The organism is Spirosoma fluminis, from assembly GCF_054778895.1.
The window spans coordinates 207,697-227,747 of sequence record NZ_BAAGZD010000045.1; the positions used below are offsets into that span (position 1 = coordinate 207,697).

The following is a 20,051-nucleotide window of genomic DNA, read 5'->3' on the forward strand; positions in this document are numbered from 1 at the left end:
TGTACTCTTGTCCTAAACGCTGTATACTTACCGGTTCAGACGAACGCCCCGATTGCTGACCTGTCCGAAATAATAGTTTACGCCGAACTTAAGCCGTCCGCCTTTGCCGCGACTGGCTGTAGGGTCAATTTTATTATAGAAGTTGCCTTCGTAGGTTACCTCAGCGCCCAGCCGACGGAGGATCCAGGCCATAGCGCCAATTTCCAGACCCACACTCGTGTAATTGGCTTTTGTACCGGCTGGTATGTTCTCCGAAAATTCCCGGCCTGAATTAAGACTCGCACCCACAAAGCTGCTTACCCGCGTACGGAAGGGGTAATACCGGGCAAACACGCCAACCTGACGGGAGCGGTATTTATTGCCAACCAGCCGATCGTAGTCATACCGCAGACCCGCAGCAAAGCCGGGCTGGAAAAAATAGCCAAGCCGCGTATTAAAAGCGGTATAGACTTGCTTGTTGGCCAAGCCAAATCCGATGCCACCGCCTAAAAACAGGTTACCGGGCTGAAACCAGGTCAACTGATTGCGTTCCTGATAGCTGAGCGACTTTTCCACTTCTTCGTCGATTCGGCCTTCAACCTCGGCTGCTTTCTGACGGGCTTCCTGTTTCGTATTTTCATCGAGGAGCGGCCGCGAATTTCGGGTCGAATCTGACCGGCTCTGGCTATATCCAGCCGTTGTTACACAAGCCAGTACAGCAATCGTTGTAAGTAGTTTTTTCATCGTCGTTGAGTTGAGTAACGTGTTTATAGAAACCCTGTTTTGTTAACCATATCTACCTGATAAGGTTGCAGGCACGGCGACAAAAAACGCCTTTCCACAAGTGAAAAGGCGTTCGATCAGTACTCGACAGCTAGCAAATTTATCGTTTCAACTGCTCAATCAGGGCGTTCACCTGCTCAGCCGATGTAGCCGGAAAGTTGGCGATACGTATCTGCGACTCTTTGAATTTGCCGTAACCACTTCCGATCACCATATTGGCTTTCTTGCCGTCGGCGATTACGTCGACCGATGGTTTTTGGGTGGTGGCGACAACAACCGTTTGCGACCGATGCCGCTCCTGCTTCACAAACGGCTCGAACTGCTCCGAACTATCCAGAAACTTATACAGCATCCGGGCTTTTTCTTCGGTCTGTTTCCGGATGGTGTCAATGCCGATCCTGTTGAAATCCTCGGCGATTTTACCCAATACGTAGATGTACAGGACGTTCGGCGTCGCGGGCGTCTCGAAGGTTTGGTAATGCTTCCAAAGTGTCGGCAGGGTATGGTGGGCACCAATGGTCAACGAGTCATACTGTTGCAGCCGTTCTGCCTTTTGCAGGCAGGTCTCATTGGCGATCCAGACACCCAGGCCGGCGGGCATACCAAACGCTTTTTGTACCGAGAAGAAGGCCGAATCAACCAGGCTGAAATCTAGGTCAGGATACGGAGCCGAAGAGACCATATCCACGCACAGCAAGGTTTTTGGGTATTTACGCTTGAGCTTGTGCAGCTCGGTCGGGCGCATCTGTACACCCGACGAGGTTTCGTTATGGGTGGTACAAATCAACTCGGCGTATTCTGGTACGTCGATCTCCGCAGCGTCAAATCCCTCGCCGAATGGCTTTTCGAGAATGTGTGCAAACTTGTGCAATGAATGTGCATAGTCGAAGAATTTCCTGGAGAACGAGCCGTTGACGAGGTGAAAGCTTTCGTGCTCAACGCAGTTAAAGAGCAGCCGTTCCCACACTTCAGAGGCTGATCCGGTAAAAAATATGCCGTGCGTAGCGGGAATATTCAACAGCGTTCGCAACTGCTCGTCGGCGAATTTATAGATATCCCGAAACTTCTGACTCCGGTGCGAGATCGAGCCGATCTGCTCATCCATCGCTGTTTGCAGATGCTGGTAAATCGTCGGATACAACTCTGCCGGACCCGGCGTGAAGTAAACTTGTTTCATAGAGAACCAAAGAGTGAAAGGGTGAAAGGGTGAAAGAGCGAATGTACCATCGGTAGCTTAATACACTCTTTCACTCTTTCGCTCTTTCGCTCATTAATATAATAGTCTGAATTTGATCGTTTGATCGATACCTTTTAACTCTTCCACGACCTCTTCACCGTATTCTTTAGCAACGTCTGTAATTACGTAGCCAATCTGCTCATTCGTCTTCAGGTACTGACCCTGGATGTTGATATGGTATTTGGCGAAGATGTTGTTCATTTTTGCCAAGATACCCGGTACGTTCGAGTGGATGTGCAGTAACCGATGCGAGTTCTTCAGCAGGGGCAACTGGAGCTCGGGAAAATTTACACTGCCATACGTACTGCCATTATTGATGTATTCGAGCAGTTTGCTGGGTACGAAATTGCCGATGTTTTCCTGCGCTTCTTCGGTGCTGCCGCCAATGTGTGGGGTCAGAATGACGTTGGGCAGGTTTCGGAGGGCATTTATAAATTCCTCGTTGTTTGTTTTGGGCTCCTGCGGGAAAACGTCGACGCCCGCACCGGCAACCTTGCCCCGCTCGATAGCATCGACCAGCGCCGGAATATCGACGATATGACCCCGGGAGAGGTTCAGGAAGATGACGCCGTTTTTCATGAGCGCAAACTCCCGGTAGCTGATCAGATTCTTGTTTTCCTTGCGGCCGTCGGTGTGCAGGCTGATGATGTCGGCGATGGCCAGCAGTTCATCCAGGCTCTTGCATTTGCGGGCGTTGCCAAGGGCCAGTTTATCGACCGCGTCGTAGAAGTACACTTCCATGCCCAGGGCTTCGGCTACTACGGACAGTTGGGTGCCGATGTTGCCGTAGCCGACCAGTCCCAGTTTTTTACCCCGTACTTCAAAGCTGTTCTTTGCCGACTTGTCCCAGATGCCTTTGTGCATGGCATTGCTTTTCGGAACAATATTGCGGATAAGCATAATAATCTCGCCGATGGCCAGTTCGACTACCGAACGCGTGTTGCTGTAGGGAGCGTTGAAAACGGCAATGCCCCGTTCGGTGCAGGTGGTGAGGTCAATCTGGTTGGTGCCAATGCAGAAAGCGCCGACCGTCATCAGCTTGTTGGCGTTCTCCAGCACCCGGCGCGTAACATTCGTTTTTGAGCGAATACCCAAGATTGATACGTCGCGGATGGCTTCGATCAACTCGTCTTCATCCAGCGCGCCCTTCCGAATTTCTACATTAAAACCTTCCTGCTCGAATAACTGAACGGCCACTGGGTGTACGTTTTCAAGCAGCAGCACTTTGATGCGGCTTTTGGGGTACGACTGACTGCGGCTTAAATGATTGTGATAGAGAAACTCATCCAGCGATGGGGCTACGTGATCGGCTTTCTCGACAACGCGCGGACGTAATACGTTCTCGGTGAAAGCATAAAACCGGTTGGCGAGGCCAGCCGCCCGGATTTCGTAGTCGGTGTAGCCATCCCCAATGACGTACACTTCGCCGTCGAGGTTGAGCGCGCGAATTACCTGCGATTTCCCCCCGTTGGCCGATAGGGGGTTCTCCCGATCAAACCCGATGATGTTTCCGGATTCATCGAACACAAACGTATTGGCAAAGACGTTATCAGCCCGTACGCCCAATGACGTAACGATTGGCACAATGAACTCTTTAAATCCATTGGAGACCACGTAGATATGATCCGCGTTTTCGCTCAGAAACTGCTGATTGCGCTGGAATGAGTCTGATATTTTACCCATCAGCGTTTCGATGAGCGCAGGCAGTTGCTCGCGGTGGGCCTTCAGCAGATTCAGCCGAAGCTCCAGCGATTCGGTAAACGAGATTTCGCCCGACATACCGCGGTCCGTAATGGCCTTGATCTGGTCCAGCGTATCATCCCGGTCAGGTCGGCCAATGAGTGAGATTTCGCCCAGTACGTCCAGCGCTTCAACCTTGGTGAAGGTGCTGTCGAAATCGATGATGTAATACGTGTGTTCGGCCGGGCCGACAGTCATTGGTTTGGTGAGCATTGGGCTATAAGAAAACCCCCGGAATTCATTCCGGGGCAATTGACAACTCATATATCGACCCAGCCCTACGACTGGGGTGTACTGGTTTGCTGCAAAAATTCAAGTGCCCGCTTCTCTGACCAGGATGGGGCGTTAAGGCCGCCCTCTTTTGCCGGAAAGCCACAATGTCCACCTTGTTCGGGAAACTCCATCCAAACGGTTGGGAGTTCCTGAGCTAGTGTTATCGGGAAACATTCCGGTGACAGAAACGGATCGTTTTTAGCGTTGATGAGTAGGGTCGGAATACGAATAGCCGGAATAAACTGGAGCGAACTGCTGCGGGTGTAGTAGTCCGTTACGTCCCGGAAGCCATTTTGCGGGGCCGTGAACAAATTGTCGAACTCGCGGATGCTGCGGGCTTTCTGAACGGTTGCGGTCGAAAATACACCGGGCATCGCTTCGGCTTTCTGCAATACTTTTCGCTTAAGGGTGCGGTTAAACCGGTAGTTGTAGACCAGGCTGTCCCAGCGCTCCAGCCGCTCCGCTGAACCCATCAGATCGACGGGTACCGAGAAAACGACCGCGCGTTGAATGGCCGGAGGCAAGGAGGTCCCCCGTTCGCCCAGATATTTCAGCGTTACGTTACCGCCCGCGCTAAACCCCATCAGGTAAATGGTCTGGTAGCCTTTTGCGAGCGCGTATTGAATGACGAAGTGTAGATCACCCGTTTCGCCGATGTGATAGAAGCGCTGCTGCCGGTTCAGTTCGCCACTGCACGACCGGTAATGCCAGGCCAGACAGTCGAACCCATGTTGCGTTAAGTGCCGGGCCATACCGGCCAGATACTGACTCGTTGAACTGCCTTCCAGGCCGTGCGATAAAACGACGAGCGGCCGGGAAAGAGTGGCTGAAACAAGAGCTGCTTCCGGCGTTACGTTCCCGGTTGCCGACCCGTATGCCCAATCCAGGTCCAGAAAGTCATCATCCGGCGTGTCGACACGTTCGCGGACGTAAGGAACCGTAACCTTGCGAAACAACGAAGGAATGATGGTTTGCAGATGCCCGTTCCATAAGCGAGCGGGCGGTTGATAACTGGATGGAGCAATCAGCGGCATTACAAGACGCGGGTGATTGAAGCCCCAAAGGTAACACAAAGCAAAACGTGTTTCCTGCTTTATTTTAAAATTACCCTTTTTCGACGTCAGGGCATCCCGTCGATTTCCGAAACCGTTGGTATGCAGCAAAAGCCACCCATAAGAGCAGCTTTTGTCTTGCATTAAGAATATACAATACGTAACGCTTACTTTCGGCGGAGATAGATGTTGTTACTGATCGATTCGAGTCGTACGCTCGGGCCTCCGCCGTTGGTAGTGCCTTCCAGCTGGTAGCCTACGATTGGGTTCTTTTGTTTTTTGCCCTTAAACTCAATGTCTAAATCGGAATACACTTCGCCAGTTATGGTTTTCATGGCCAGATTCGCGCCCTTGGCCTTGGGCCAGCTCATATCGACGTAGCCACTGATAGTTTTAGCGAATACGGCTTCGGAGGCCCCCTGAATGTCGATGTTGCCGCTGATGGTCTCCAGCTTAAGCTTGGCTTGCCGGGGCAGGAACACCTGGTAGTTGATGTCACTGCACAGGTAATATCGGGTTCCGCTGCGATCACTGCTCCAGGAGTAGCGTTGATCGGGGCAGTCTTCGGCTTTACCTTGTTTGGTCATTTCCTGATCAAAATCGGTTTTCAGAATGACTTCCTCGTCCGTTGCATTGGTTGTGACAACCAGCGCGTCGTTGAGTCGGCCGCCGTTGATCGTAACGGCAATGCGAACGGACACTTCTGCCTTATCCCAGTAGCGAACCTGAATACTATCAGCAAATTTCAGGTTAAGGTTTACGGTTTGATTCGTTTTGTAAGACAGTTTCTTGTCAATGATCTTCTGAGCAAAGGCTGGACTGACCAACCCGATGAGTAAGAGAAAGGAGACGTATTTTTTCATGGGAGTAGGAGGAAGAGATAAGGCTTATTTTTGCTTGCGGATATAAATGTTGCTGCTGATCGTGTTCAGCTGTAGCTCAACGCCCCCGCCGTTTGTGGAGCCTTCAATGTTGTTGCCCCCGCCAACTTTCGACATCCCATCTTTGGTGTTTTTCAGACCCAGTTCGAAGTCCGTGTACATCTCCCCGTTAATTGACCGCAGCCGTAGGTTCGACTTGGCAGTAGCCGGTAACGTAATGTCAATCGCTCCGCTGACGGTTGAAATGGCCGAAGGCTTCTCCTGACTCAGGGTTGAATAAACGACTTTCACTTCGCCACTGGTACTGTTGGCCACAACCGGTCCCGTTACGTTGGTCAGATCAATGTTGGCGTTGTGCGTACGGACTTCCAGGTCACCGTCCATATTGCTGATGACAACGTCGGACCCGCCTTGCCAGTTGGCTTGCTGGTAGAGAACGGCTACTTTGCGCGGGAGCCGAATGGTGTATTTAACCTGTTTACGGGTGGCTTTCTCGATCCGAAAGCCCCCGTTTTCGGGCGTTACGGCCAGGCCAATCCCCGAGTTATCTACGGCATTGTTGTACAACGGTTTCAGGCCTTTGGCCCGTTCTGGTGGAGCTTCGTAGCCGGAAGAGGCCTGGATAACGACTTCGTCGCTGTTGTGACCCTCAATCCGGATGTCAGCAGCGGCCATCTCGATGGTCACCTTTCGGTCTTTCGAGTTGGATAGTTTAGTCTTGTATTCCTGAGCCTGGGCGTTTGCTACGTAGCATAATACACTGGCCGTTACGATAAGGAGCTTTTTCATTGGTTTAAGGCAAACAGATTGATAATTAATGATTTATATAGTTTGATAAACGTTTTCACGGGAATGTACGTCTCCTGTCTCCTGCCTGAGGAGGTAATTGCAACGCTGCTGCCAGTATTGTCCAGACGCTACCGAGAAGAAGATTGATACGTTACGAAGGCGAGTTGCTGTTATGCGCCAGCCGGTTGATGCCTTCCTGTGCTTTCAGGCGTACTACATCCAGCACTTGCTGATTCTTCGCCAGTTGCTGAATCGGCTCTACGGCTCTTCTTTCCTTAATCGACACCAACGCTTCGATCAGAAATATCTGAATATTGGGATCGGTTTGAATGGAAAGCGACTGCATGAGTGCTTCGCGGACGCCGGGTTCATTTTCGAACCTGAGCAAAGCCTGACATGCCGCGAGTCGAACGTTCACATTGGCGTCGAAATTCAGGGTGTTAACCAGCAGCTGCGTAATGTTCTGGTCGGCCTGATCCAGGTCATAACTTTGGTTAACGGCCTGAATCCGTTCGCTGGCCGATGTTTTCGGATTATGTTCATAGGCCAGCACTTTCTTCATCTCCTGGGCCGGAAGGGCATCGTTGGCGGAAGTTCGCGTTTGCCCTTGGGTTTCGCCGGAGCGCCATTGGTTATAGAACGTACCCCCCGCAAACCCGGCAATAATCAGAATTAAACTGGCGGCAATCCTGACAATCCAGTTGGCCAGTTTGCGGACCGGACCGGGCTCAGGTGGATTCAGTTTCTCGGCGAGTCGGTTACTAAAGGCCAAAGATGGATGTTCTGTCCGGGCTTCGGCAAAGTACCGGAACTGAGCCGCATGACCCTGCAAATGCGTGGGAACGGGTTCATTCTGAAAGAACTGACGGAGTTGTTTTTCTTCGTCCAGCGTTGATTCTCCGTCGTAGTATCGTTCCAGCAGCGTTTCAATATCTGGCTTCATAGTCGTTGGCTTTTGCGTAACTGTCGCGAAGGCGTTGACGCGCCCGCGACAAAATCACTCGAATGTTGTTGACATTAAGGCCGGTTACCTGTTCAATTTCTTCGAACGTGTAGTCCTCAACGTCGCGCAAATGAAGAACAAGTTTCTGCTGATCCGGCAATTCGTCCATCAACTGACGCATCAGGCCCGCACTGTCGGCCAGTTCCGTCTGGCGATAGGGGGTAAGGCTTTCGGCCTGGATGTCCAGCAGATCGGCATCGTTCGTCACGTTCTGACGCTTGTGCGCTTTCAGTTTATCCAGACACAGGTTTTTGGTGATCTGTACCGCCAGAGCTTCAACGCTGTGGTACTCTTCCAGCTGCTGCCGATTCGTCCATAGCCGGAGCAATACGTCCTGCAGGGCGTCTTCGGCTTCTTCGCGATTGCGGAGAAACAGCTTCGCGAGCCGAAAGAGTCGGCCCTGAACCGGAAGAATGCGTTGTTTGAAGGCGTGTAGATCCATTTCAATGACAAAGACGCCCTGGAGAGCAAAACATTACAGCTTTGCTCGGAAAATTTTTAAATAATCTGCTATAACTGGAATACTGTAAAGATAAATAATTGATCGTCAATGCATTGTCTATTGAAAAAGAGTTTATGAAAAGAGAATTATTACGTTGTAAAGCAGACGTAACGCCAGATATTGCAGGCGGATTGGACAAATCAGCCCTGGATTTCGTTAACCAGTATGCAACAAGCTGTCACAGGAAATTCCAAATTGCTCTTCCAGATGACCCAAGATGATATTTATAACGTACTGACCGACGCCATCAGCTCGGTTATTCCGAACGAGTGGACAATCGCCCGGCTGAATGTTCAAATGCTATCGGATGGGCAGGACATCGAATTTGACGGTACGTACCTGACGCCGGAGGGAGAAGCCGAGCCCTTGTCAACCGAATTTCCGGATGAGGTAACCGAAGCCATTCAGGCGCTCTACGTTTTGCGGAAAAACGAAGGTCATCCGGCCGCCAATCGGCTACAAATTGATCTGACCGTGCAGGGTAAGTTTACCACCGACTTTAGATGGGATCAGGAATTACAGGATGAAGACGATCACTTTTCGGCGGGTGGTACGGCCCGCGAATGGATGGCCATTCGGGAGGCTAAATACGGCCCAATTGAAGAAAAATAAAGAAGTTGAGGTATAACCTTACCGCTTTCGTTCTAACTCGGTAAGCAGATAGTCCAGCCCGTTCAGCCGAATCTCATACAGCGTTTGCAGCAGCATGCCAAGTTTACCCGGCGGAAAACCGGTTTGGGCAAACCACTCCAGATACGAAACAGGCAGTTCCCTCAGCAAACGGCCCTTGTATTTGCCAAACGGCATGGGATAGCGTAACAACTCGATCAGCAAAGCGGGATTACCCAAGGGAAGTTCTTCAGCCATGTAGCCTGGAGGAAAAGTCAATACGTACCGGCAAAGATAGGCCAGCTTAACCGACCGAACTACTCCGCAAAGCGCAAATCAACGACGAGCGCCTTATGATCTGAGCCGGGGTGTTCCAGTGTTCGCAGCAACTGCGGATAGAACCCCCCATTGACGAAGGCATGATCAATCGGAATCATCATGGGCGGAAAAAACCGGGGCCAGGTCGGCTGCGTCCGCACTCTTCGGGCGGATAGTAACGTAACGGGTTGCGTAGGTGATTCGAACAGATCGGTGTAGATGGGCGAAAAAACGCTGATGTTAAAGTCCCCGATCAGGACGGTAGGTGTCGCATTCTGACGGGCCGCATTAGCTACGTAGGTCAGTTGATCGTTACGTTCGCGGAACCACGAAGGCAGGATGGGCGTACGTGGGTGCACCGTAAGCAACGCCACATCCCGTCTCTGCACCTGCGTTTTAAGTGAAATAACCCGCCATTTTCTGGCCAGCGCCTGATCTACACGAATGGGTTTCCGGCTGCCTGCTAATACCCAGCACGGGCCCTTCGACCAGCAGGCAAACCAGTACGGAAATTCGCGTTTTAATACAGACGTAACGAGCCGGATGCTCTGGGGCGTCATCTCCTGCAACACGTATACGTCAGGCCGTTGCTGGCGGATCAGCGCGATTGTGGTGTCATACGTATTACGCGTGTAGAGAACATTCGCGTGAAAAACCCGAACATCCGGGCGCGAATTAGCAGGCTTTATGTCTTGTTCGCCGGGTGCCCAGCGGCTATCCTTGAAATAAAGAATAGCCCCCAATAAGGCGAACGGAATCAGAACCGCTCCCGACTCAAACCGCCTGCTGTGCACAAGCCGGTAGAGAAGCTGAAGCGTCATCAACGCATACGCCAGCCAGACGTACTGAACCTGAAAGTGACTGAACAACTCAAAAAAGTAGAAACGCCCCAGAACCCGCCCCAACAGCCAGCAAACGGATAGGCCGACGGATAACCAGTTTAACCAACGGCCAACCTGAGGTAAGAAAAACTGAACGTTATGCCGGCGCGAGAACGATTTCTGTGAGGGAGAACGAGCAGTCATGAATTGTACTATAAGCCTCGATAACTGGATAGTCAGGTATTAATTCTGGTTAGAAACCCAAATATAAACCGAAAACGCCGGACGAAGTGGCCCGGCGTTAAAGTCAATCAAGGGTTAACGGGCGTTTGAAAAGCTACAGCTTGCGAATTTTGATGTTCCGGAACCATACGGAGCTACCCCAATCCTGTAGGCCAATCCGGCCTGTAAACTGGCCTTTGCTGATCGGCGCATTGTTTAGTTTGCTGGCGGTAATTCGCTTCTTCCAGTCGGCACTGTTCAGGTCGTGCTCCTGAATGGAAAATCCATTTAACGTAACCGTTAACTTATTGTTTTTAAGTTTAAAATGCACCTGGTTCCACGATCCCACTGGGTTTAACTCCCGAACACGAGCGTTGGCTACGCTGAAAAAGTCGCCTGCCCGGTGCGTGTTTTCGTTCGCTCCTTCGTAGATCGCGTCGTCGAGAACCTGAAGTTCCAAGCCGGTATTGAAAATGTTTTTATACTCGGGCGCTTCCTGCACAAAGAAGAAGATACCGCTGTTGGTCAAACGCTCGACTTTCCACTCGACTTTAAATTCAAAATCGCCGGAGAAGGCGGCATCGGTAACCAGATCGCCCCCATTGACCGCCTTGTTACCGGCTCGCTGAGGAACGTATAATTGCAGCGCTCCCTGATCGATACGCCAGGCTGCGCCCACGCCTTTGTTGCCGTACGTGTGCCAGCCCGCTGTATTACGGCCGTTGAACAGAAGTGTCCATCCTTCTTTCTTCTCCTGGGCCGATAACGTATTCAGGGCCTGTGCCAACAAGGTTGTGCCACTGGCGCAGGCTACCAACACTGCTAGAGTAATGTGTTTTAACATAAATGTACAATGGGTTTATCGACGTATAAAGTCACTAGTTGGGCTTGTGCTACTGATTGGCGAATGACGTAACAGAAACGCCGGACGTAGAGGCCCGGCGTTTTACACACTGTCAGAAGCTATAGTTGTTGCTCATTCAGATGGCTCCAGCCTTAATCTCATCTACTACACCTGGGTCGAGTAGGGTAGTGGTATCACCCAGATTCGACGTATCACCTTCGGCAATTTTACGCAGAATCCGGCGCATGATCTTGCCCGAGCGGGTTTTCGGTAAGCCACTGACGAATTGAATCTTGTCGGGTTTGGCAATGGGGCCGATCACCCGGCTGACCGTCGCCAGAATATCCCGCTTGGTCAGATCGGCATCGTGGTCGGCGGGCATCTGGTCGGCAATCACGTAGGCGTAAATGCCCTGCCCTTTGATGTCGTGGGGGTAGCCTACAACCGCGCTTTCGACAACACCTGTGTGCATGTTGATAGCGTTTTCAACTTCGGCAGTGCCAATGCGGTGGCCGGATACGTTCAGGACGTCATCGACCCGGCCCGTGATGCGATAGTAGCCGTCTTCGTCACGCAGGCAGCCGTCGCCGGTGAAATATAAGCCAGGGTAAGCGCTGAAATACGTTTGCCGGCAGCGCTCGTGGTCTCCGTACGTAGTGCGCAGGATGCCCGGCCAGGGAAACTTCAGGCACAGGTTGCCGCTGACCCCATTGCCTTCAATCTCTTTCCCGGTTTCGTCAACCAGAATGGGCTGTACACCGGGCAAAGGCAACGTCGCATAGGTCGGTTTGGTTTTGGTGATACCGGCCAGGGGTGAAATCAGGATGCCGCCCGTTTCGGTCTGCCACCACGTATCAACAATCGGACAACGATTTTTGCCGATGTGATCATCGTACCAGTGCCAGGCTTCCTCGTTTATAGGCTCCCCAACTGAACCCAATACTTGTAAGCTGCTGAGGTCGTGGCTTTCAACTTTCTCTAAACCAAATCCCATCAGCGACCGGATGGCCGTAGGGGCGGTGTACAGAATATTGACCTGATGTTTGTCGACAATGTCCCAGAAGCGGCCGTAATCCGGGTAAGTGGGAACGCCTTCGAAAATCATTGAGGTAGCCCCACAGGCCAGCGGCCCATACACGATGTAACTGTGACCCGTAATCCAGCCGATATCAGCCGTGCAGAAATGAACCTGGTTCTCTTCGTACTGGAAGACATTCTGGAAGGTATACGCCGTATAAACCATGTACCCACCACAGGTGTGTACTACCCCTTTCGGCTTGCCGGTAGAGCCGGAGGTATAGAGAATGAACAGCATGTCTTCGGCGTCCATCTCTTCGGCGGGGCAGTCGGCGGTGACCTGTTTCAGTTCCTGCTCCATCCATACATCCCGTCCTTTAAGCATGGATACGGGGGTGCGGGTGCGCGTCATCACGATCACTTTCTGCACACTCGGGCAGCCAATGAGCGCGTCGTCTACGACACTTTTAAGCGGAATTTCTTTGTTGCCCCGATAAGCGCCATCCGCCGTAATCACCAGCTTGCACTGCGCATCGTTGATGCGGTCGGCGATGCTCTGGGCCGAGAATCCGCCGAACACTACCGAGTGAACGGCTCCGATACGGGCACAGGCCAGCACCGCAATCGCCAGTTCGGGCACCATCGGCAGGTAAATACAAACCCGGTCGCCTTTCATCACGCCATTACGTTTCAGCACGTTCGCCATTCGGCAAACCTGGTCGTGAAGCATCCGGTACGTTAACGTAACACTCGCTTCCGATGGGTCATTCGGTTCCCAGATAATGGCCGGCTGATCGCCCCGCGTCGCCAGATGGCGATCGAGACAGTTTTCGGTAATGTTGAGTTTTCCACCGATAAACCACTTTATGTTGGGTTCGTCGAAGTTCCATTGCAGCGTTTTGGTCCAGGGTTTGCGCCACTGAAATTCCTGAGCAATTTCAGCCCAGAAGCTTTCGGGGTCGTCGACACTTTTCTGGTAAGCTGCCTGATATTCGTCAAAGGTTCGGATACGCATAATTAATTAAACAACGAATGAGTGAAGGAGCAAATGATTAGTCGCTTAAAAGGCGCACAAATCTATTCACTCTTTCACTCATTTCCTTGGGCGAGCCGATTCATTCCTTGGAGCCATATTCGCCGTCGAGCGCATACTTCCCGAACAGGATCAGGCCGCTCACGACAATGGGAGTCAATACCAGCAGAACGACCCACCCGAATACCCGATCTTCAAGCTTATCGCTGGCGATTTTGGTCAGGCTATCCGTGATCTGGTCGTAGCCGACGTAGATGCCCAGCAAGATCCAGACAATACCTAAATATTTTTTTACTGCTTCCATAATGTACTTCTGTTACATGTCAGGGGAGTCCACAGTCCGTTAATCTTCGGCTGTGGTGTAGCTTTTATTATTCAAATACAACAGGCCGATTACGAAACAAACCCCCGCTACCAGAATCGGATACCAAAGTCCTTCGAGGTACGGCTTGGCTACTGAACCGGGTGCGGCTTCGTTTGCTTTTGTTGCTGTTGCCACAAGCGCCGTAGCGATAAACGGAGTCAATCCGCCGAATACGCCATTGCCAATGTGGTAGGGCAGCGACATGGATGTGTAGCGGATACGGGTTGGAAATAATTCAACCAGAAATGCGGCAATCGGCCCGTATACCATAGTTACGTACAACACCTGCACAAACACAAGGAGAATCATAATCACCAAATCGCCCGTGGTTAGCAGAACCGACTTGGTTACTTCTTTAGGGGCGGTACTGGTCGCGCTTTTCTCGCTTTCTTTCAGCAACGTACCGTCCAGATAGTAATGAGTTGTGGTAATGGTTGCCACCAGCGGGGTATTATCTTCCTGCTTCACCAGCTTCCGTTCGATGCTCCGGGCGTCGGTGACTTCCTGTTTCTGGCTCAGGTCGGTCAGGTTGTACATCTTGTCGTAAATCGGCCGGTAGGTAAGAAGCCCCAGCGCCATACCGGCCAGCATGATCGGCTTACGCCCGATGCGATCCGACAAACCCCCGAAAATCACGAAGAAAGGCGTAGCGGCCAGCAGGGCCACGGCGACAATGATGTTCGACTGGACAAACTCGACGTTGCAGGCTTTCTGAATGAATGACAAGGCGTAGAACTGGCCCGTATACCAGATTACCCCCTGACCGGCAGTTGCTCCAAAAAGCGCCAGCAGAACCATTTTCAGGTTTTGCTTTTTCCCGAAACTCTCAGCCAGCGGGTTCTTCGACAGGTTACCTTCCGACTTCAGCTTGGCAAACAAGGGGGACTCGGCCATGCGCATCCGAATCACGATAGAAACGGCTACCAGTAAGATGGATAACAAAAACGGCACCCGCCAGCCCCATTCAGAGAAGGTTTCCACGCCCAGTGTCTGCCGCGTGAGCAAAATAACCCCAAGCGATACAAACAGGCCCAGCGTAGCCGTTGTCTGAATGAAACTGGTGTAGAAACCACGGCGACCTTCGGGCGCGTATTCCGCTACGTACGTAGCCGCTCCGCCGTATTCACCCCCCAGCGCCAGTCCCTGAATCAGCCGAAGGAGCAGCACCAGCAGGGGAGCCCAGAAGCCAATGGTCGCGTAGCCCGGAATCAGCCCGATGGCGAAGGTCGATCCGCCCATCAGAACCAGCGTCACCAGGAACGTATATTTGCGACCGACCAGATCGCCCAGTCGTCCGAATACCAGCGCCCCGAACGGGCGGACAATAAACCCGGCGGCAAAGGTGGCCAGGGTTGACAGAAGGGCAGCCGTGGGGTTGTCTTTTGGGAAAAATTGGGAGGACAGAATGGCAGCCAGACTACCGAAAATATAAAAATCATACCACTCAATGAGTGTCCCGACAGAAGAAGCCGAGATGACACTGAAGAGCGTACGTTTGTCGACAGCCTGTTTGGCTGAGGCTTTTTTAGCGAGCATTGGTAAGGAGAGTAGGTAAATCCGGTAGTACAGGACTGCTTTTCCAGTATAAGCACCGCTAACCGGCTTTTTACCTACCCGCCGTTCAGACAACTTTAAGGAGACAGGCGCTCGATAATCCAGTTTTCGCCGTCCTGACGATACCGAATCCGATCGTGTAAGCGACTCGGGCGACCCTGCCAGAACTCTACCGCATCGGGTACAACCCGAAAACCGCCCCAGTAGGGCGGGCGGGGTACGGGCTGATCGGCGAATTGGGCTTCCAGCTCCTGTTGCCGTTTTTCCAGTACCTCGCGGCTGTCAATCACCCTGCTTTGGTGCGATACCCAGGCTCCAATTTGACTGCCGCGCGGGCGACTGTTAAAATAGTGATCGGACTCAGCCGGGCTGACTTTCTCGACGGTGCCCTCGATCCGAATCTGGCGTTCGAGTTCGGGATAAAAGAACGTAAGGGTGGCAAATGGGTAATCGGTCAGTTCGCGACCTTTCCGGCTCTCGTAGTTTGTATAGAACACAAAACCGGCCTCCGATACGCCTTTAAGCAGCACGATACGTCCATCAGGCCGCCCGTTTACCCCTACCGTGCTCACGTACATCGCGTTTGGTTCGGGGACACCTGCCTGTAAGGCCGCATCGAACCATTGCCGGAATTGAGCGATCGGATGTGGTGAAACATCGGCTGCGTCCAAACCGTTAAGGGTGTATTCCTTACGTAAATCGCTGATTGTGGATGACATTCTGAGGGGATGTTTAACGGCTTTTCAACGAGTGTACTACAAGAAAATCCGCTTTTTGTCGTAATTTTGCAAAAGTAATCGGTACGTTCCCAACATGGCAAACGAAGAACAGGAAATTAACCAGCAGCCGGAAGCACCAACCCAGGCCGCCGACGAGCTGGAAGTGAATACTCCCGAAGATACCACCCCTTCGGTTGCAGCAACGCAATCTGAAGAAGCGGTAGCGGGTACGGAGGCTACGCCACCATTGGCGGAAGCACCGGCCGTTGCTGCTTCTGCGGACGAAACCCAGCCTGCTGAAACGGCCGGGACGACGCCGGAAGGTGCTGCCGAAGACTTAGATACAACCGCATCGGAAAGTTCAACAGAAGCAGTTTCACCCGTGACGACTGAACCGGAAAACGCAGAAGCCGCCGTTGATCAGCCTGCGGCCGAAACCACACCGGATGCACAGGAAGCCACCCTGCAATCCATCGCAGATACAACTCCCGCGCCGGAAAGTTCATCGGATGAAGATACATCGGAACCTGCCGCCGAAGCGACGCCCGCCGAATCAGCAGCCGGTGAAGAAATTTCAGCGCAGTATGCCGATGTTAGTGACACCGACGAAACTGAAGACGCGACTCAGCCAGCGGTAGATTATAGCCAGTTCTCGAAACAGGACTTCGTTACGTTGCTGGAATCGCAGATGGCGACGATCAGTACGCCTGCTGTAACGCCCGGTGACTTTAAGAAAGCAGATCAGACGCTGAAAGAGGTTAAGCCCCTGTTCGACCAGATGAAGCGGGCAGAGCGGGAAGCTGCGATGCAGGTATACGTTGCTGAAGCGGGTTCTGAAGAAGGATTCGAGTATAAGCACGATGATCTGGTGCAGCGCTTCGACGAACTGTACAAGCAGATCAAGAGCCAGAAGAACACGTATTTCCAGAATCTGGACAAAGCCAAAGACGGCAACTTCGCGGCTAAAACTGAATTGCTAACCCGTCTGCGTGAACTGGTCGAAACCGACGAGAACAACGCGGGTGATCCAAAAACGAGCTGGAACGAATTCAAGAAGATTCAGGACGAGTGGAAAGCGGCCGGTAACATGAATTCGCCCCACAATGCTACGTTATGGGCTACGTATCATGCACTCGTTGATCGGTATTACAGCAATCGGAATATCTATTTTGAGTTAAAAGAACTCGATCGGAAACGTAACGCCAGCCTGAAAGCAGACGTTATCGATAAGGTCGAAGCGATGGCCAAGGCTACGGAAGAAACGCCCGTAACGCGTCAGGTAATCGACGAAGCCAATGCCTTGTTCGAAGAATATAAGCACATCGGGCCCGCGCCGAAAGCCGAACAGGAAGTCTTGTGGGGCCGGATGAAAGCCGCTCTGGACGTTTTATATGACAAACGCCGGGATCAGACGAACGAACAACGGAAAGAGTCGGCGCAGTTGTACGAAGAAAAATCGGCGATCTACGAAGAGCTGGTGCCGATGACCTCGTTCACCTCGAACAGTATTAATGACTGGAACGACAGAACGAAGGCGGTGATGGCGCTGCAGGATCGTTGGAACGCCATTAAAGGGCCAATGCCGCGCGAGGAGGGCAAAGAGCTGAGCAAGAAGTTTTGGGCCGCGTTGAAAACCTTCTTCCACAACAAAGGTGAGTTTTTCAAGCAGCTTGAAACAAAGCGTGAAGAAAACCTTCGGGCTAAAACGGAACTTTGCGAACAGGTCGAAGCGATTCTGGCTTCGGGCGAAGAATCACCTGAGATTACTCAGACGGTGATCGAGCTGCAGCGCCAGTGGAAAAACATTGGTCAGGTGCCCGAAAAGCAGAAGAACTCAATTTTCGACCGGTTTAAAGCCGCCTGTGATGCGTTCTTCAACAAGAAACGCTCGAAGAATCAGGAGACGGAACGCGAGTTTGAAGGCAATCTGGCTAAGAAAATCGCGCTGATCGAGCGGATTGAAGCCGCAGCGAACGAAAATGCAGACCTCTCTCAACTCAATGAGTTCAAGAAAGAGTGGAACAGCATTGGTTTCGTGCCCAAAAAAGACATGCAGTCCACGCAGAAACGGTACATCAATGCCGTAAATGCATTAGTAGGCGCAACGGGTAAGATTCCCGCTAAGGATAAAGAACGGGTGATGCTTCAGAACGAAGCCGAAGTTACGCGTGGTCGCGACCGAGACGCGGGCCGTAGTGGTGATCGTGACGGCGGTGGTAACAAGCGCGAAAGCGACATTCGTCGACGGATCACGGCTATCGAAAATGATATTGCTACGTACCGGAACAATATTGAGTTCTTCGCGCGGTCGAAGAATGCCGATAAACTCCGGGCGGATATTGACAAGAAAATCGCTGATGCTGAGAAGCAACTCGACGATTTACGGCATCAATTAAGAGTAGCACAAGCATAGCAGTACGTATGAATGGCGAGCTAAATTTCTGATTAGCTCGCCATTTTTTTTACCCTTTCTTGCATAGAAACCTCAAAAGAACTACTTTTGCACCACGATTCGGAAACGAAACGTTGTTTTTGGCCAGTGTCGGATAGCGGTCGATTCCGCCTGATTTGTAATCAGGATGCGCAAGCGCGTCGGGGGTTCGAATCCCTCCACTGGCTCGCTGATAAACAGCCACTTAGCAAATTTGTTAAGTGGCTGTTTTATTTCGTGTGCAATGCAATGTGCAATGCATTTCGTTCGATTGATGCTTGCGAACTTTTGTTTCCCTTTTGGTAATTATCCAGCCAACCCCTCATTATTTCCTCATCCAATTGTGGGAGATGAAAGAATAATTCTCGTTTTATCATCGTACTAATATCGTCTATCATCTCATCGGTAGCAGGATAAATAAGTTTAGTAGTGGCCCCAAATAAATCTTGCTCGTAATTATCGGCCTGTTCTTAGTATTCGACGGCTTGATTGGTAAGCAACCACAACCCACTAAAATGGCGATGATAGGGGCTTTTCCAGAGTACACGCAATACGGCCGTCGATTATCTGCTCATACAGGTGCCGTTGGAAGAACTCGCCACTATTCTTCTAAATGATGACGTCGCACCATGCATTAGCATATTCGTCACTATGGTAACTGGGGTGACTTTTCAGGTAGAGCCGAACGCTATATACGAGACCGTCTCGTAACCCGTACATTTTGACGTAGGTCATTGTCGTTGGTGGCTTAATTGAATTTCCTTTCTGCTGTCGACAACTGCTAGATGGAGACTTTATCTCACTTACTGTTTATACCGGCTTATTCGATCGTCTAGCTCCTTCCAATTTGGAAGATGCCGGGATAGCTCGGCCCAGAAGGCTTTGGAGTGACTCTTCTCTTTGACATGACACAGCTCGTGTACAATCACGTAGTTAATGAGGGTGTAGGGGAGTTTAACGACTTCAGGGTTGAGAATAATGACGTTACTATCTGTGCAACTACCCCACCGTTTGCTCATTTGGCGGAACTTGAGGTCCTGATAAGGCAATCCGGTTATGATGGCCCACTGCCTGACGCGGCTCGTTAGCTTCTCATGAGCCTTCGCCCGAAAGAACGCGTCTAAAGCCTCCTGAATTGCGATCTGGCTATCTGTTGTGCGATTTACCTGGATGCGGAAACGAGAGTGGTTGAAATCAACATGCGCTTTGTATAGCGTAGGGTCGAAGACAACCTCGGTATAATAGTGCTTGCCCAGATAGGAGATACGGGAGCCGGTTACAACCGCATCCGGATCGATAGCCCGCGCGATTTCCAGCTTATACAGAATCCAGTGGGCTTTCTTCAGCACCAGACGATCGGCCTGGGCGGATAGCAATCGGGGGCCCTTTAACACAACATCCTCATCACGTGACACACTGATGTAATGGGCCTGGCTGTGGGGGCAGTCCTGCACGATATAACTGATGATCTGATTGCTGTAGATTACGTCAGGCATGCTAGTCTTTGCGGAGTAGGTCGATTAGTTCTCTAGCCTTTTTTTGCCGGTCGGCAAGAAAGGGTATCTTCTCTCTTAACAAGCGAATAATTCTTTGCTCCATTGAGTGGCTTACCTCGGGCTTACCTTCCCAGCCTACCACCCATGACTCATAATCAGTAAGCCCCAGGTTCGAGCCCTGGCTGGCCCACTCTACTAATCAGCCACTTAGCAGAAATGTTGAGTGGCTTTTTTCATGCATTTGCTATACATTTTTTCTAATTGTTACATTAAAGAATGAGTATCCTCATTCACTAATATTGAACATAGAGTTTAAGCTCAACTCATAGGCGAGCTTAAATACAATAATTAACAGCTTAACTTCTCAAAATAAGGTCTACCTTA

General features: G+C 51.4%; 18 protein-coding genes and 1 tRNA gene. 3 read left to right on the forward strand and 16 right to left on the reverse strand.

Going from position 1 to position 20,051, the window contains the following annotated elements; translation table 11 throughout:
* Positions 1-27: 27 nt before the first annotated feature.
* From ACYVBJ_RS28090 to ACYVBJ_RS28125, 8 genes are all read right to left on the reverse strand, one after another.
* Complete coding sequence (locus tag ACYVBJ_RS28090) at positions 28-723, reverse strand: hypothetical protein (RefSeq protein ID WP_460985614.1); 696 nt, start codon at positions 721-723, stop codon at positions 28-30.
* 139 nt (positions 724-862) lie between these two features.
* Complete coding sequence (locus ACYVBJ_RS28095; RefSeq protein ID WP_460985615.1) at positions 863-1,939, reverse strand: aminotransferase class V-fold PLP-dependent enzyme; 1,077 nt, start codon at positions 1,937-1,939, stop codon at positions 863-865.
* A gap of 93 nt (positions 1,940-2,032) precedes the next feature.
* Entirely contained in the window at positions 2,033-3,952 is a 1,920-nt protein-coding gene (gene serA, locus ACYVBJ_RS28100; protein ID WP_460985616.1) for a phosphoglycerate dehydrogenase, read from the reverse strand.
* A 65-nt stretch (positions 3,953-4,017) separates the two neighbouring features.
* The gene (locus ACYVBJ_RS28105) at positions 4,018-5,046 is read right to left on the reverse strand and encodes a YheT family hydrolase (RefSeq protein WP_460985617.1); all 1,029 of its coding nucleotides are present in this window, start codon (positions 5,044-5,046) and stop codon (positions 4,018-4,020) included.
* Between the two features lie 185 nt (positions 5,047-5,231).
* Entirely contained in the window at positions 5,232-5,927 is a 696-nt protein-coding gene (locus tag ACYVBJ_RS28110; RefSeq protein ID WP_460985618.1) for a DUF4097 family beta strand repeat-containing protein, read from the reverse strand.
* A 24-nt stretch (positions 5,928-5,951) separates the two neighbouring features.
* Entirely contained in the window at positions 5,952-6,734 is a 783-nt protein-coding gene (locus ACYVBJ_RS28115) for a DUF4097 family beta strand repeat-containing protein (RefSeq protein ID WP_460985619.1), read from the reverse strand.
* A 151-nt stretch (positions 6,735-6,885) separates the two neighbouring features.
* Positions 6,886-7,677, reverse strand: a complete 792-nt coding sequence (locus tag ACYVBJ_RS28120) for a HEAT repeat domain-containing protein (RefSeq protein WP_460985620.1) — start codon at positions 7,675-7,677, stop codon at positions 6,886-6,888.
* Positions 7,661-8,179, reverse strand: coding sequence for an RNA polymerase sigma factor (locus ACYVBJ_RS28125; protein WP_460985621.1), 519 nt, complete (start codon positions 8,177-8,179; stop codon positions 7,661-7,663). The genes ACYVBJ_RS28120 and ACYVBJ_RS28125 overlap by 17 nt, the downstream gene beginning before the upstream one ends.
* A gap of 267 nt (positions 8,180-8,446) precedes the next feature.
* On the opposite strand from ACYVBJ_RS28125, the gene ACYVBJ_RS28130 reads away from it, so the two are divergent.
* Positions 8,447-8,851, forward strand: a complete 405-nt coding sequence (locus ACYVBJ_RS28130; protein WP_460985622.1) for an antitoxin YezG family protein — start codon at positions 8,447-8,449, stop codon at positions 8,849-8,851.
* 18 nt (positions 8,852-8,869) lie between these two features.
* On the opposite strand, the gene ACYVBJ_RS28135 is transcribed toward ACYVBJ_RS28130, so the two are convergent.
* The 7 genes from ACYVBJ_RS28135 to pdxH form a co-directional block, all read right to left on the reverse strand.
* Positions 8,870-9,106, reverse strand: coding sequence for a DUF3820 family protein (locus ACYVBJ_RS28135; protein WP_460985623.1), 237 nt, complete (start codon positions 9,104-9,106; stop codon positions 8,870-8,872).
* 59 nt (positions 9,107-9,165) lie between these two features.
* Positions 9,166-10,191, reverse strand: a complete 1,026-nt coding sequence (locus tag ACYVBJ_RS28140) for an endonuclease/exonuclease/phosphatase family protein (RefSeq protein ID WP_460985624.1) — start codon at positions 10,189-10,191, stop codon at positions 9,166-9,168.
* A gap of 133 nt (positions 10,192-10,324) precedes the next feature.
* On the reverse strand, positions 10,325-11,053 hold the full coding sequence (locus ACYVBJ_RS28145; RefSeq protein ID WP_460985625.1) for a 3-keto-disaccharide hydrolase: 729 nt from the start codon (positions 11,051-11,053) through the stop codon (positions 10,325-10,327).
* 136 nt (positions 11,054-11,189) lie between these two features.
* Positions 11,190-13,085: an acetate--CoA ligase gene (gene acs, locus ACYVBJ_RS28150; RefSeq protein WP_460985626.1), complete on the reverse strand. Its 1,896-nt coding sequence runs from the start codon at positions 13,083-13,085 to the stop codon at positions 11,190-11,192.
* A gap of 100 nt (positions 13,086-13,185) precedes the next feature.
* Positions 13,186-13,407, reverse strand: a complete 222-nt coding sequence (locus ACYVBJ_RS28155; RefSeq protein WP_460985627.1) for a DUF6814 family protein — start codon at positions 13,405-13,407, stop codon at positions 13,186-13,188.
* 39 nt (positions 13,408-13,446) lie between these two features.
* Positions 13,447-15,003: an MFS transporter gene (locus tag ACYVBJ_RS28160; protein WP_460985628.1), complete on the reverse strand. Its 1,557-nt coding sequence runs from the start codon at positions 15,001-15,003 to the stop codon at positions 13,447-13,449.
* 95 nt (positions 15,004-15,098) lie between these two features.
* Positions 15,099-15,740 (reverse strand): pyridoxamine 5'-phosphate oxidase, encoded by a 642-nt coding sequence (gene pdxH, locus ACYVBJ_RS28165; RefSeq protein WP_460985629.1) that lies wholly within the window; start codon positions 15,738-15,740, stop codon positions 15,099-15,101.
* Between the two features lie 94 nt (positions 15,741-15,834).
* On the opposite strand from pdxH, the gene ACYVBJ_RS28170 reads away from it, so the two are divergent.
* On the forward strand, positions 15,835-18,153 hold the full coding sequence (locus tag ACYVBJ_RS28170; protein ID WP_460985630.1) for a DUF349 domain-containing protein: 2,319 nt from the start codon (positions 15,835-15,837) through the stop codon (positions 18,151-18,153).
* A gap of 122 nt (positions 18,154-18,275) precedes the next feature.
* Positions 18,276-18,359 (forward strand) — tRNA-Thr (locus tag ACYVBJ_RS28175).
* A 615-nt stretch (positions 18,360-18,974) separates the two neighbouring features.
* Here ACYVBJ_RS28175 and ACYVBJ_RS28180 read toward each other — a convergent pair.
* Positions 18,975-19,667: a M48 family metallopeptidase gene (locus tag ACYVBJ_RS28180; protein ID WP_460985631.1), complete on the reverse strand. Its 693-nt coding sequence runs from the start codon at positions 19,665-19,667 to the stop codon at positions 18,975-18,977.
* Between the last annotated feature and the right edge of the window lie 384 nt (positions 19,668-20,051).